This window comes from Candidatus Accumulibacter sp. ACC007 (assembly GCF_907163205.1).
Taxonomy (GTDB): domain Bacteria; phylum Pseudomonadota; class Gammaproteobacteria; order Burkholderiales; family Rhodocyclaceae; genus Accumulibacter; species Accumulibacter regalis.
Map to the genome: position 1 here is coordinate 263,928 of NZ_CAJQUD010000001.1, position 13,059 is coordinate 276,986.

A 13,059-nucleotide genomic window follows, 5' to 3' on the forward strand; every position below is an offset into this window, starting at 1 on the left:
GACAAATTAGATAAAATTTAACGACTAACAATTGGAAATCAAACAAGAATGTTTCCGTTTCGCACAAAGCAAGGCTTGACGACCCGGGCCGCGAGCAGCTTGTCGCGAATCGCCACCTCAACGCTGTCGCCAACGGCGACGGCGAGCGGCAGGCGGGCCAGGGCGATCGCTTTCTGCATCGTTGGCGAGAAGCTGCCGCTGGTGATTTCACCAGCACCCTGCCTGGCAATAACCTTCTGGTGCGCACGCAGTACGCCGCGCTCCGCGAGCACCAGGCCGAGAAATTGCTGCTGCTGTGGCCGGGCGACGAGCGCCGCCTTGCCGACGAAGTCTCGTTCGGCGACGAGATCGACGGTCCACGCCAGGCCGGCGTCGAGCGGCGAAACGTTTTCGTCCATATCCTGGCCGTAAAGATTCATTCCCGCTTCGAGGCGCAGCGTGTCGCGGGCGCCGAGGCCGCAGGGCTGGACGCCGGCAGCGGTGAGCCCTGTCCACAGTTTGCTCGCCTGCCCGGCGGGCAGCGTGATCTCGTAACCGTCTTCACCGGTGTAACCGGTGCGGGCGATGAAGAAATCCCCGCTGCGCGCGGCGAAAAATGGTTTCAGCGATTCGCACGCCGAACGGGAGTCAGGCAAGACCTGCCAGACCTTCTGGCGGGCGTTCGGTCCCTGCACGGCGATCATGGCCAGGGCGTCGGCACCCTCGCGGCGTGGCGTGATCGTTGCGGCAAGCTGCCAGTCGGCGAGGCGGGCAGCCATCCAGCGCAGATCCTTCGCCGCCGTGGCGGCGTTGATCACCACCCGGTAGCTGTTCTCGTCGAGGTAATAGACGATCAGGTCGTCGATCACTCCGCCGGCTTCGTTGAGCATCGCGCTGTACAGCGCCTTGCCCGCGACCTGCAGCTTGTCGATGTTGTTGGCGATCAGGCGGCGCAGGAAAGCCGCGCTGTCGCCGCCGCCGATATCGACCGCGCACATGTGCGAAACGTCGAACATGCCGGCGTCGCGACGCACCGCGCGGTGCTCCTCGATCTGCGAGCCGTAGTGGAGAGGCATCTCCCAGCCGCCGAAATCGACCATTCTTGCGCCGCTTTTGAGATGGTCTTCGTTGAGGACGGTTTTCTGCATCGTATCAAACCCTTGTGAGAGATTGTTGAGGTTGATTCCAGAAACGAAAAAGGGGCGAACTCGCATCGAGTTCACCCCCCTGTCCATGTACCTGAGAGATTTTGCGGTGGCAAGGTGGTCGCCGCCGCACGCCCCATCGGTGGGCGCTGCACCGACAGGCGCGCGCCGCTCTCCAGAGTTCATTGCACGAACGGTCCTTTTTGCCTGAGCGTTTCCGGGTGGATTGCGCCTTCGGCGGCGGCTGCCTTGCCGCCCTCTCCCCTTCGCGCCGCAACTATAGCGCGCTGTCCGGCGTGCTCGCAAGTGCGCTGCGGACAGCGCGCAAAGGCGTGCAGCAAGCCGCAATGGCATCTTGACCGCTGATCGCGTTGGCAGTCATGTGGCAGGCGCGCAATGCCGTGTCCAATTGCCGGCGAGGCGCGAGCGGGCGGCGGAAAGCCGCCTTTCGGCAAGGGCTTCCCTGTCGGCTGCTATACTTCAGGGGTAGAGGGGGTCGTCACGGCACGCCAAGTGTCGGGTTTTTTTACACGACCCTCTTGGTTCCCCGCTGGGGGCATTATAAGTGGCGGATTTTATACGCATTCATTTTTTGGCATGAAATTTGCTTTGTGTGTACCGAGTCAGGTTTTGTCGAGGGAAGCAGGCGCGGGCCTGTGTGGCATCCCAGAAACCAAGACTTGTTAAGCCCATTCAACCCTCATCAACCGGTTTCCGACAAGGGCTGGTACTCGATGTCAAAGGAGTCTCTTATGAAAGCATTTTGCAGCAAGACAAAGATCGCCCTGGCCGTAGCGGCCCTGGTGGCGTCGGCCGGCGCGTCAGCCGTCTCAATAGCGCTTGACCCAGTCCCATTTGCGGGGCCTGGCGTTTATACCGTCTGGAGTGAGACCTTACCCGGTGTGATCACCAACACCGGCCCTCAGACCCCGGCTGCTGCGCAGGCTGTGTTGAATGGCAACGGAAACGTCGAGCTGTCCAAGCTTGGTGGCCCGGTCACGACCATGACCGGTATGGTGGGTGCCCATCAGGTGGTCATGAGCAGCCTGATTCTGACCGACTGGACCGCGAACGGCAACGCGCTGGCGACCCGCTACATTACCGACGCCTTCGCCTCGGTCAACCAGATCCTGAGCGGAACCCAACTCACCGCCTTGACGGGTATATTCCTGGGTAGTACGGCCGGCTACGGACGCGTCAGCGATCCGAACGTTTCGTACGTCGAGACCTCTGCCAACGGAACGATCTACGTCGGCCTCGATGGATTTCTCAATGCGAGTCCGGTCCTGAACGCGCTGGTTGCTGCCGTCAATGCGGCGCTTCCCGGAACGGCTGACGACCTCGCACCGGTTGCCGATGGCGCGCAGGCCAGTGAGGTGGTCAAGGTGCAAGTTGATGGCGCATCATGGCAGTATCTGTATGGCTTCTCGGCGACGCCGACGGGCTATTCTGCGCCGGACCCGTTCCACTCCTTCAGCGGTTCATACCGCTTGCAGGTTCCCGAGCCCGAGTCGCTGGCACTGCTCGGCATCGGTCTGCTCGGTCTTTGCCTGAGCCGTCGTCGCCGTGTGTGACAACGGTTGAACGCTTCTCGGTGAGAGAGTGTTCTTTGATTGTGGTCGAAGAGCCCGCAAGGGCTCTTCTTGTCTGGGGCTGATCGGTTTGTGACGTCCCCGCCTGGGCATGCTGATGTTGATGCAGGGGGCCAAGGCGCAGGCAGGGAATAGTGAGTCGTGGAGGTGGCCATGGAACTGGCCCTGTTGTTTTGCGCCTGTTTATTGATTTCCGGTGTGGCCATCCGGCTGGGTGCGGATCTGGCCGATCGCCTGGGGATCGTGGACCGCCCGGGGGGGCACAAGCAGCACGAGGCGAGCACGCCATTCGTCGGTGGGGTGGGCATCGTTGCCGTCCTGCTCAGCCTGTTCCTTCTCCTTGACCCCTTGTTCGGCGGTCTTGCCCTTTCCCCCCTGCAGGGCATTTTGATTGGTGCGCTGATCCTCTTTCTGACCGGCTTTGCCGATGACATTGTGCACCTCAGCTTCAAGCTGCGTTTTGTCGTTCAGGCGGCGGTCGCCCTGTCAATGGTGTTTTTTGGTGGGGTCGAACTGCTGTCTTTCGGAGAGCTTCTTCCTGGCGTGCAGTTTGACCTTGGTTTGCTGTCCATCCCACTGACCGTTTTCGCCACCGTCGGCTTGATCAATGCGGTCAATATGATCGACGGGATCGACGGGCTGTCGGGCTCGATAAGCCTGGTCAGCCTGGTGCTTGCCGGGATGGTGGCCCTTATCGCGGGCCAAAGCGCCTATGCGGTCCTCATCGTCGCGCTGATCGCTGGCCTTGCCGGCTTCCTGTACTACAACCTGCGCTACCCGGGGAACAGCCGGGCGCGGGTGTTTCTCGGCGATAACGGCAGCATGGTGCTCGGCTTCTTGTTTGCCTGGCTGTTCATCGCCCTGTCGCAGGGCAACTCGCCAGCGATGACCCCGGTGACTGCTCTGTGGCTGTTTGCGCTGCCGCTGATGGATACGGTTGGCGTCATGTTGCGCCGCATCTGGCTGCGCAAGTCGCCGTTCCGACCCGACCGTCATCACTTGCACCACCTCTTCGTTCGTGCCGGCTACCGGGTCTGCGATGTCGTCGCGTTTGCCGCTTTCGCGCAGCTTTTCCTCGGTCTGGTGGGCGTCGGTGGCCTGCTGCTGGGGGTTCCCGAATATCTGATGTTCTGGCTATTCGTGGGTGTTTTTGTCGCTTACTTCCTGGTGATTCTGCGCCCATGGCGGCTGGTGCCCGGACTGCGCCGGATCAATCGTGCCTTTGGCCTTCCTTCGGTTCAGGTACGCGGCATTTTCGTTGGCTACGTTCGCAAGGAGAAGTTCCCCGAGCTGCTGGCCTCGATCGGTGAGCAGTTGAGTGCCACCAGCTATGACTACCAGTTGAGCGTCTACCAGACAGACCGCGCCGCGAGCGACGGCCGCAACGTTTACTGCGTGGTGCACGTTCCGGTGAATGGCGATGAGCGCCTGATCGGCAAAGTTCAGCGTGACGCATCGGCAATCAAGAAGCACCTGTTTGGGCAGCACGATGTCGAGGTTCGCCTGTTCATTTGCCGTCAGAGCGAGAACGACCTGCGCAGCAGTCCTTCGGCAGGCGGCGCCACGGTTGGCCAACGTGGCCGCGAACGGCGCTCTGCGCGCACTACCCTTCTCTACTCGATGGAGCGCGGTGGTGGTACCGTGGGCCCCGGCGGAGTGGGGTTCGAAGTCAGCATTCCTCCGGCGTGATGGGGAGCTGAGGTGTTCAACCGAATTCTCACCGTTTGCACCGGCAACATCTGTCGCAGCCCGGCGGCCGAATTTTTCCTCCGCCAACGCATCGAGCAGGTTGGCCGACCGGTTGAGGCTCAGTCAGCGGGTATCGGTGCGCTGGTCAATCATCCCGCCGAGGAGACGACCTGCTCGATGATGCAATCGCGCGGCGTTGATCTCAGCGCTCACCGGGGCAGCCAGTTGACCCGCGAACTCCTGCGCTGGGCCGAACTGGTGCTGGTGATGGAACCACACCATCGCGACGCGGTGCTGGCGCTGGACCCCACTGCGCGCGGAAAGACCTTCCTGCTCGGGCACTGGACGAATACCGAAATCCCCGATCCCTATCGGCGTGGGGACGAAGCGCACGCGGAAGCACTGCGTCTGATCGAAGCCGCTGTCGAGCCCTGGGTCACGAAACTCGGCTGAACAAGCCGAGCCGTTGCGTGGGCCATTGCGCTGCGACGTGAAATAGAGCACGCGGAATCACCCCGAACGGCGTTATCCTGCGGGCGTGATTCAGAGGAAACCCCCGCATCACCAACAGCATCGGCGCCGTGTTTTGCGCTGCGTTCTGACCTGTCGGATCGGCAGGCACGGCGCAGAGCTGGCGGCTGAATTTGCGGCGCCTTCGCTCGCGATGTACACTTCGCGGCGCTTTGTTGCCCGGGCGTGTCGGCGAGAACAAGTACGAATAGAAACGAGGAGCTATCCATGAAATTGTCGCTTGCGGTGCCTGATCGAATCCGGCACCTCCTGATTGGTATTGCCGCCATTGCCATGACTGGCTGTAGCCTTGTTCCGGGCAACCAGAGCTACAGCAACCGCGAGGAGTCCGCGGTGATGTTACCGGTCCAGCAGGGGGACGCACTGGTACCGTCGAACGTCAAGATCAAGCCGATTACTGCCGAACTGATCGTCGACATGTTCAAGGCGGCGCGGCCGCCGCGTGGCGACGGCACCAGCCTCGCCGGCGTGGCGACGAAAGACGCGCCGCGTCCCGGCAGCAGCGACGCCAGGCCGACGCCCGAGTACAGGCTCGGGCCTGGCGACATCATTTCGATCATTGTCTGGGATCACCCCGAGCTGACCATTCCGGCCGGCAGCTTCCGCACTGCGGAGCAGGCGGGCACCGTTGTCGCCGACGATGGAACGATCTTCTTCCCGTACGCGGGCGTGCTCAACGTCCAGGGCAAGACGACCGGCGAGGTACGCAAGCTGCTGTCGGCCAAGTTGGCCAAATACATCGAGCAGATTCAGCTCGACGTGCGCATGGTCGCTTTTCGCAGTCAGCAGGTCTATGTCGTCGGCGAGGTGGCGAAACCGGGTATCCAGCAAGTGACCGATATTCCGATGACCGTCGTCGAGGCCGTCAACCGCGCCGGTGGCTTCACGCCGGAGGCCGACTATAGCCGCGTCTTGCTCACCCGTCGTGGCGCCACCTACCTGGTCGATATCCAGGCGATGTACGATTTTGGCGCGACGGCACAGAATGCCCTGCTTGAGCACGGCGACATCATCAATGTTGCCGACCGCAGTTTCAACAAGATCTTCGTTCTTGGCGAAGTCGTCCGGCCCGGCTCGCAAGTGATGAACAAGAAACGCTCGACGCTCGCCGAAGCGCTCAGCGACGCCGGCTACATCAACCAGGCGACCTCCGACCCGCGCTGGATCTACGTCATGCGCGGCGACACCGAAACTCCCGAGCTCTTCCATCTCGATTCCCGCCTGCCTGACGCGATGCTGCTCGCTGACCGCTTTCCGCTGCGTCCGCGCGACGTGATCTACGTCGATGCCGCCGCAGTCGTACGCTGGCAGCGCGTGATCTCCAATATTCTGCCGACAACGACGATGCTCTATCAGACGAGCTTGACGCAGTACCCGCTTTTCGGCGCACGGCAGCCGTAAGCGTCTGACGGGTGCTGGACCTGAGCCGGACTTTTTCGCGGGTGGTCCGCTGGCTGCACAAGCCAGCGGCAGAAACCCGCCAACCTACTTGACACCCCATAGCGCGTCGCCACATAGCTGGTGGCGGCAACCACGGACGATCGATGGATAACGACCAGTCACAGACCTCCTTCAATACGGCCGGTGCCGCCGGCCGGTCCGGCGCTCAGGCGCCAACGCAGTCGCTGCAGCAGACGTCCTCGGAAGACGACGACGAGGGACTGGCGCTTGGCGAGATCATCGCCGTGCTCATGGATTATCGCTGGCTGATTGCCGCGGTGACCCTGTTTGCCCTCGTCCTCGGCCTGGCCTGGGTGTTTGTCGCCAAGCCGATCTACCGGGCGGATGGCCTCTTGCAGGTCGAAGAGAAGAGTTCCGGAATGGGCTCTCTCAAGGCCTTGCAGCCCTTGCTCGGCGAAGAGACGAGCGTATCCGCGGAACTCGAGATTCTCAGCTCGCGGATGGTCCTTGGCCGGGTGGTCAAGAAGCTCAAGCTGGACATCGTTGCCGTTCCCCGGACATTTCCGTTGATTGGCGGTGCGCTGAGCCGGCGCTACGACGGTGACGATCCGAATTCGCCGTGGCTGGGTTTGTCGAGTTTCTCCTGGGGCGGCGATCGCATCCAGGTCGATTCGCTCGAGGTTCCGGCACAAGCGCTGGACATGCAGCTGACCCTGGTCGCCGGTGACGGGGGTGGCTTCGAAGTGATGGATGGGGACGGGCAGTCTGTCCTCAAGGGCCAGGTCGGAACACGTGCCAGTGGCCAGGATTACTCCATTTTCGTTGCCCAGCTCAAGGCGCGCCCAGGGACACGCTTCCGGCTGATGAAACTCTCCGCCGAAACCGCGGTGGACAATCTGCGCAGGAACTACTCGGTCAAGGAGCGCGGCAAGAAATCGAGTCTCCTCGAGCTCAGCCTGACGGGTGGCGATCCGGAGCAGATCGGTATCGTCCTCGACGACATCATGAATACCTACCTTCGCCAGAACGTCGAACGCCGTTCGGCCGAAGCCGAGAAGACGCTGGCCTTTCTAGAAACCCAGCTGCCTGCGCTCAAGACACAGGTCGACAGCGCCGAGGCGGCGTACAACAACTATCGTCAGAGTCGCGGCTCGCTCGATTTGAGCCTGGAAACGCAAGGCGTGCTGAAGTCCCTGGTCGAGGTCGAAAACGCCGCCGTACTGCTCAAGCAGGAGCGTGACGAACTGCGCCAGCACTTCACTCCCGAACACCCCAGGATTCAGGCGGTGGACAACAAGCTGCAGCGTCTCACTGAGCGCCGCAAGTCCTTTGACGCCGACGTGGCCGCCTTGCCCGATACGCAGCAGACGGTTCTGCGCCTGGCGCGTGACGTCGAGGTCTCGAATCGACTGTATACCGAGCTGCTCAATACCGCCCAGCAGTTGCGCGTGTCGAAGGCCGGGACCGTTGGCGACGTGCGCATCATCGATTCCGCGGCCGTCGGTCGCGAGCCGGTCGGCGCCAAGCCGATTGCCATTCTGGGCATTGCGCTGCTCCTCGGCGTGCTGTTCAGCATGGTCATCATCTGGCTGCTACGGGCGCTGCGCGTGGTCGTCGAGGACCCGGAAATCATCGAGTCCCAGCTCGGCCTGCCGGTCTATGCAACGGTGCCGCATAGCAAGATGGAAATCGATTTGCAGCGCCGAGCAAAATCCGGCGTCGGCGAATTGCTGGCCGTCTCCTTTCCGGAAGACGACGCCGTCGAGAGCCTGCGCGGCTTGCGCACAACGCTCCACTTCGCGCTGCTTGACGCACAACGCAACTCGCTGTTGATCACCGGATCGAGCCCCGGTCTGGGCAAGAGCTTCATTTCCAAGAACCTGGGCGTCGTGCTGGCACAGGTCGGCAAGCGCGTGGTGATCGTCGATGCCGACCTGCGCCGCGGGCATATCCACAAGGAGTTCGGCAGGGAGCGCGCGCTGGGCGTCTCCGAGTACGTCGCCGGGCAGGCTACGCTGGACGCCGTTCTTAAAACGACCTCTGTGGCCAATCTGTGTGTGGTGTCGACCGGCCAGATTCCCCCGAATCCTTCCGAACTGCTGATGCACGAGCGCTTTGCCACGCTGCTGAGCGCACTCGGCGAACGTTTCGACACGGTGATCGTCGATGCGCCGCCGGTGCTGGCGGTTTCCGATGCGGCGATCATCGGTCGTCATGTTGGCGCCACGCTGATGGTCGCCCGCTCAGGAAAACACCCGATCCGCGAACTCGAGCAGGCGGTCAAGCGCCTCAATCAGGCCGGCGTCGAGGTCAAGGGCTTCGTCTTCAACGATCTAAATGTCAGCCGCCAGCGTTACCGCTACGGCTACAAGGGCTACGTCTACCGTTACTCGTACAAGACTTAGGCGCTGGGACCGGGGCTCGGGAGGGGGCCCGGAGTACTGGCCGGCGCGCGCCGGCGGCGTGCCTCGTAGAGGCATACGCCGGTGGCCACCGAGACGTTGAGGCTGGCCACCGAGCCGAGCATCGGGATGTTCACCAGTTGGTCGCAGGTTTCACGGGTCAGGCGGCGCAGGCCGTCGCCCTCGGCGCCGAGCACCCAGGCGCAGGCCGTTGGCCATTGGGCGGTATAGAGGTCGTCGCTGGCGTCGGCATCGGTGCCGACGACCCAGATTTCCCGTTCCTTCAACTCGCGCAGGGTGCGCGCAAGATTGGTCACCGTGACGTAGGGCACCGTTTCGGCGGCGCCGCTGGCCACCTTCACCGCCGTCTGCGTCAAGCCGACCGCGCGATCCTTGGGGGCGATCACCGCGTGCGCGCCGACGGCGTCGGCCACCCGCAGGCAGGCACCGAGGTTGTGCGGATCCTGAATGCCGTCGAGAACGAGCAGGAAGGCCGGTTCGTCAAGGGTGTCGAGAACGTCGTCGAGTGTCACGTGTCGCTGCGCCGCGTCGACGGTGGCGATCACTCCCTGGTGGCGGGCGCCAGGCGCCATGGCCTGCAGGCGTGCGCTGTCCACCGGCAGCACGCGCACCGTGGCGAACTCCGCGTGGCGAACCAGATCACGCAGGCGGGCGTCATGGCGCGCCGCGTCGACGTAGATTTCACGTATCGCACCGGGGTCGTGACGCAGTTTGGCGAGCGTCGAATGAAAACCGAAGATCAGGCGTGAATTCTGGGACATGGTAGGCAAGGCCGACAGGGAAAGGGCGCGATTCTAACAGTTTGCCGCCTCGCTGTCGGTTCGCTGGCCACGGCTCGGCGGCCGGCCAACTCGGCTACTGCTTGCTGGCGATCGCCTCCAACGTTCGCGAGCGCCAGTCGAGGACTGCCGTGCGCGTCGTCATCTGCCCGCCCAGGCGGGGAAATTCACGGCGAATGACGTCGGCGGCGAAGCTCGACAGGAAGCTCGACTTGAGCTCGGCACGGGCGCGGTCGACGCCGATCTCCTCGTACGGTACCGACGCCAGGAGCAGAAAACCATCGTCCGGGATGCGTCCGGCCTGCATGTTGGCCTCGATGATGCCGGCCGCCCTGCGGATCGGAACGTCCAGGTTGGGGCTGTAGGGGCCGATGATCAAGGCCACGTTGGGCGTGTGCAGGAAGTCGAAACCGCGACCCAGACAGATCGTCCACTCGCGGTGCTCGATGTCCAGCAGGCGCTCGCGACTGCGGATCTGCGAGCGTACGCTCTCGATATGTTCGAGATTGCCGTGCAGCAGTGGCAGCAGATCGGCGCGCATCTGTGCCGGCATGTCGGGCAGCAGGGCGGCGAGGCGCTGCTCGAGCGTCGTCCGGTCGGCGGCCGTCAGGTTCGCCAGGTGCAGCTGCTCGCCCGCCGTGCCGTGGATCACCAGGGCATCCTCGTCGGTTTCGAAACCACAGACCAGCGGATAGACGGTCGCATGATCGCCGCCGAAAATGTGTTCGACCTGGCGGCGTATCTCGTAGGTGTGGGCGATCGCCGCCGCCGTGTCGTAGTCGAAGCCCGCGCAACCGCGCTTCGGCTCGCCTTGCGAATAGTGGTAGGTGACCAGGAAGAGCACATGCCGACCGGCGCTGACCACGCGCTGGACATGGTGGGCGAGCACCTCGCCGAGGTGCGGCCAGCCAAGGTCGAAGATTCCGCCGAGGTTGCGAAAGGGCATCAGCAGGCCGACCGGCGTGTTGGTCGCCACCGGGATGTTGATGCGCCCGTCCATGCACTTGAGGACGGCGATTGCCGTCGGGTGCTCGGCCTGATAGCGCTGGCGGGCCAACCAGGCTTCCGGGCTGCGGTACATCGCCGCATGGCGGTCGGCCAGACCGAACAGCCAGTCGATGCGTTCGGCGATCGGCTTTCCGTGAATATCCATGGCCGCAGCAGCCTCGCGAAGAAACGGTCGCGCGGCGACCGGACGTTTCAGCGACCCGTACACCGCTGAACGCTATGAAGTATCGGTGGCGTCGGCGTTCAGGTCAAACGCTGCCGCGAAGCGTGCCGATCAGACGATCATGCCGGCGCCGATGGTGTTGTTCGACGACTCGTCGATGACGATGAAGGCGCCGGTGCCGCGGCTCTCCGCGTAGGGGTCGGCGAAGATCGGTTGCGCCAGTTTGAAGCGCACGCGGGCGATGTCGTTCATCGCCAGGCGCTCGGAAGCCTGCCGTTCCATGGTGTTGATGTCGATCCGGTAATCGATGCCGGCGAGCATCGCCTTGCTGTCGCGCGTGGTATGACGAATGAGGTACTTTCGGCGCGGGTCGAGCGGCGCTTCCGCCAGCCAGCAGAGCATGGCGTCGATCTGCTTGCTGACCATCGGCAGTTCGCCGCTCTTGACGATCATGTCGCCGCGCGAGATGTCGATCTCGTCGTCGAGCAGAATGGTCACCGACTGCTCGGCGACTGCACGCGGCACCGATTCGGCGAGAACCTGGATGTCCCTGACGCGTGTTTCCAGCCCCGAGGGCAGCACCGTCACCGCGTCGCCGATGGCCAGCTCGCCGGACTCGACACGGCCCATGAAGCCGCGGTAGTCGTGCAGCTCCGGGTTGGCCGAATCCTGCGGACGGCACACGTATTGCACCGGGAAGCGGAATTTCTCGGCGTGCGCGCTATGCACCGCCGGCACCGTTTCGAGGACCTCGATCAGACTCGGCCCCGCGTACCAGTCGAGGCGTTCGCCGCGCTCGACGATCATGTCGCCGTGCAGCGCCGACATCGGCATGAAGCGTACATCTTTGATTCCCAGCTTGCCGGCAAAGGCCAGGTAGTCGGCCTTGATGCGTGCGAAGACGTCCGGTGAGTAGTCGACCAGGTCCATCTTGTTCACCGCCACGACGACGTGCGGGATACCCAGCAGGTGCGCAATATAGGAGTGGCGGCGGGTCTGCGCGAGAACACCCTTGCGGGCGTCGATGAGGATGATCGCCAGGTCGGCTGTCGACGCGGCGGTGACCATGTTGCGCGTGTACTGCTCGTGGCCCGGGGCGTCGGCGATGATGTACTTGCGCGTGCCGGTGGTGAAGTAGCGGTAGGCGACGTCGATGGTGATTCCCTGTTCGCGCTCGGCCTGCAGGCCGTCGGTGAGCAGCGACAGGTCGACGACGTCGAGGCCGCGCTTTTCGGACGTGCGCTGGATGGCGTGCAGGGTGTCGGCGAGGATCGTCTTGCTGTCGTAGAGCAGGCGGCCGATGAGCGTGCTCTTGCCGTCATCGACGCTGCCGCAGGTCAGAAAGCGCAGCAGGCCGTTGTCGGGGACGTCTTCCAGGGAGAATGCTTGCATGGGTTCAATGGGGTCGATTGCGGACATCAGAAATAGCCTTCCTTCTTGCGTTGCTCCATCGACGCGTCCGAGGTCTGGTCGTCGAGGCGGGTTGCGCCACGCTCGGTGATCGTCGTGATTGCCGTCTCGGCGATGATCGCCGCGACGCTGTCGGCTTCCGACTCGACCGGCGCGGTGCAGGTGATGTCGCCGACGGTGCGAAAGCGAACCATCATTTCCTCGACCACGTCGCCGGGCTTGACCGGTGTCACCGCGGTCACCGGCAGCAGGCCGCCGCTGCGGCGAACGATGGGGCGGCGGTGGGCAAAATAGATCGACGGCAGTGCCAGTTGCTCGCGTTCGATGTATTGCCAGACGTCGATTTCGGTCCAGTTCGAGATCGGGAAGACACGAATGTTTTCACCCTTGAAACTGCGTGCGTTGTAGAGATCCCAGAGCTCGGGGCGCTGGTTCTTCGGGTCCCACTGGCCGAATTCGTCGCGGAAGGAAAAAATCCGTTCCTTGGCGCGTGCCTTTTCCTCGTCGCGGCGCGCACCGCCGATGCAGGCGTCGAAGCCAAATTCCTCGATCGCTTCGAGCAGCGTCACCGACTGGTGTTTGTTGCGCGGTTCGTCGGCCGATTTCAGCACCACCGTGCCGCGTGCCATCGAGTCTTCGAGCGAGCGAACGATCAGCCGCTCGCCGAGTTCGGCGGCGCGCTGGTCGCGGAAAGCGGTGACTTCCCGGTAGTTGTGGCCGGTATCGATGTGCATCAGCGGGAACGGGAAGCGGCCCGGGCGGAAAGCTTTCTCGGCGATGCGCAGCATGCAGATCGAGTCCTTGCCGCCGGAAAAGAGCAGCACCGGGTTGCTGCACTGGCCGGCGACCTCGCGCATGATGTGGATGGCCTCGGATTCGAGCCAGTCGAGATGGGATAGGGTGACACTTGAGAGTGCTGCGCTGCTCATGGTTGACCTG

Annotated in this window: 10 protein-coding genes and 2 riboswitches; of the genes, 5 read left to right on the forward strand and 5 right to left on the reverse strand. The window is 63.3% G+C overall.

Annotated features, from left to right (window positions below; genetic code table 11):
• Window positions 1-38: 38 nt before the first annotated feature.
• Window positions 39-1,127 carry a glycine cleavage system aminomethyltransferase GcvT gene (gene gcvT / locus QZ634_RS01070; RefSeq protein ID WP_291984800.1) on the reverse strand — a complete coding sequence of 363 codons (1,089 nt, stop codon included), beginning with the start codon at window positions 1,125-1,127 and terminating at the stop codon, window positions 39-41.
• A gap of 77 nt (window positions 1,128-1,204) precedes the next feature.
• Window positions 1,205-1,305: riboswitch (glycine riboswitch) on the reverse strand.
• A gap of 3 nt (window positions 1,306-1,308) precedes the next feature.
• A riboswitch (glycine riboswitch) is annotated at window positions 1,309-1,399 on the reverse strand.
• A gap of 477 nt (window positions 1,400-1,876) precedes the next feature.
• Here gcvT and QZ634_RS01075 point away from each other — a divergent pair.
• The 5 genes from QZ634_RS01075 (at window position 1,877) to QZ634_RS01095 (ending at window position 8,742) form a co-directional block, all read left to right on the forward strand.
• Window positions 1,877-2,698: an NF038130 family PEP-CTERM protein gene (locus tag QZ634_RS01075; RefSeq protein WP_291984803.1), complete on the forward strand. Its 822-nt coding sequence runs from the start codon at window positions 1,877-1,879 to the stop codon at window positions 2,696-2,698.
• A 171-nt stretch (window positions 2,699-2,869) separates the two neighbouring features.
• Complete coding sequence (locus QZ634_RS01080) at window positions 2,870-4,405, forward strand: MraY family glycosyltransferase (RefSeq protein WP_291984804.1); 1,536 nt, start codon at window positions 2,870-2,872, stop codon at window positions 4,403-4,405.
• Window positions 4,406-4,417: 12 nt separating this feature from the next.
• Window positions 4,418-4,858, forward strand: a complete 441-nt coding sequence (locus tag QZ634_RS01085) for a low molecular weight protein-tyrosine-phosphatase (protein ID WP_291984806.1) — start codon at window positions 4,418-4,420, stop codon at window positions 4,856-4,858.
• 285 nt (window positions 4,859-5,143) lie between these two features.
• Window positions 5,144-6,337, forward strand: a complete 1,194-nt coding sequence (locus QZ634_RS01090) for a polysaccharide biosynthesis/export family protein (protein ID WP_291984808.1) — start codon at window positions 5,144-5,146, stop codon at window positions 6,335-6,337.
• 143 nt (window positions 6,338-6,480) lie between these two features.
• Window positions 6,481-8,742 carry a polysaccharide biosynthesis tyrosine autokinase gene (locus QZ634_RS01095; protein ID WP_291984810.1) on the forward strand — a complete coding sequence of 754 codons (2,262 nt, stop codon included), beginning with the start codon at window positions 6,481-6,483 and terminating at the stop codon, window positions 8,740-8,742.
• Here the strand turns inward: QZ634_RS01095 and rlmB are convergent.
• From rlmB to cysD, 4 genes are all read right to left on the reverse strand, one after another.
• On the reverse strand, window positions 8,739-9,521 hold the full coding sequence (gene rlmB, locus QZ634_RS01100) for a 23S rRNA (guanosine(2251)-2'-O)-methyltransferase RlmB (protein WP_291984812.1): 783 nt from the start codon (window positions 9,519-9,521) through the stop codon (window positions 8,739-8,741). The two genes, QZ634_RS01095 and rlmB, sit on opposite strands and share 4 nt — an antisense overlap.
• 94 nt (window positions 9,522-9,615) lie before the next feature.
• Window positions 9,616-10,692 (reverse strand): carboxysome shell carbonic anhydrase domain-containg protein, encoded by a 1,077-nt coding sequence (locus QZ634_RS01105; RefSeq protein WP_291984814.1) that lies wholly within the window; start codon window positions 10,690-10,692, stop codon window positions 9,616-9,618.
• A 129-nt stretch (window positions 10,693-10,821) separates the two neighbouring features.
• On the reverse strand, window positions 10,822-12,129 hold the full coding sequence (gene cysN, locus QZ634_RS01110) for a sulfate adenylyltransferase subunit CysN (protein WP_291984816.1): 1,308 nt from the start codon (window positions 12,127-12,129) through the stop codon (window positions 10,822-10,824).
• Window positions 12,129-13,049: a sulfate adenylyltransferase subunit CysD gene (gene cysD, locus QZ634_RS01115; protein ID WP_043569499.1), complete on the reverse strand. Its 921-nt coding sequence runs from the start codon at window positions 13,047-13,049 to the stop codon at window positions 12,129-12,131. The genes cysN and cysD overlap by 1 nt, the downstream gene beginning before the upstream one ends.
• Between the last annotated feature and the right edge of the window lie 10 nt (window positions 13,050-13,059).

Excerpts from the sequence above, each read along its gene's own strand:
- gcvT (WP_291984800.1), bottom strand. The coding sequence starts at position 1,127 with ATGCAGAAAACCGTCCTCAACGAAGACCATCTCAAAAGCGGCGCAAGA.
- QZ634_RS01075 (WP_291984803.1), top strand. The coding sequence starts at position 1,877 with ATGAAAGCATTTTGCAGCAAGACAAAGATCGCCCTGGCCGTAGCGGCC.
- QZ634_RS01080 (WP_291984804.1), top strand. The coding sequence starts at position 2,870 with ATGGAACTGGCCCTGTTGTTTTGCGCCTGTTTATTGATTTCCGGTGTG.
- QZ634_RS01090 (WP_291984808.1), top strand. The coding sequence starts at position 5,144 with ATGAAATTGTCGCTTGCGGTGCCTGATCGAATCCGGCACCTCCTGATT.
- QZ634_RS01095 (WP_291984810.1), top strand. The coding sequence starts at position 6,481 with ATGGATAACGACCAGTCACAGACCTCCTTCAATACGGCCGGTGCCGCC.
- rlmB (WP_291984812.1), bottom strand. The coding sequence starts at position 9,521 with ATGTCCCAGAATTCACGCCTGATCTTCGGTTTTCATTCGACGCTCGCC.
- QZ634_RS01105 (WP_291984814.1), bottom strand. The coding sequence starts at position 10,692 with ATGGATATTCACGGAAAGCCGATCGCCGAACGCATCGACTGGCTGTTC.
- cysN (WP_291984816.1), bottom strand. The coding sequence starts at position 12,129 with ATGTCCGCAATCGACCCCATTGAACCCATGCAAGCATTCTCCCTGGAA.
- cysD (WP_043569499.1), bottom strand. The coding sequence starts at position 13,049 with ATGAGCAGCGCAGCACTCTCAAGTGTCACCCTATCCCATCTCGACTGG.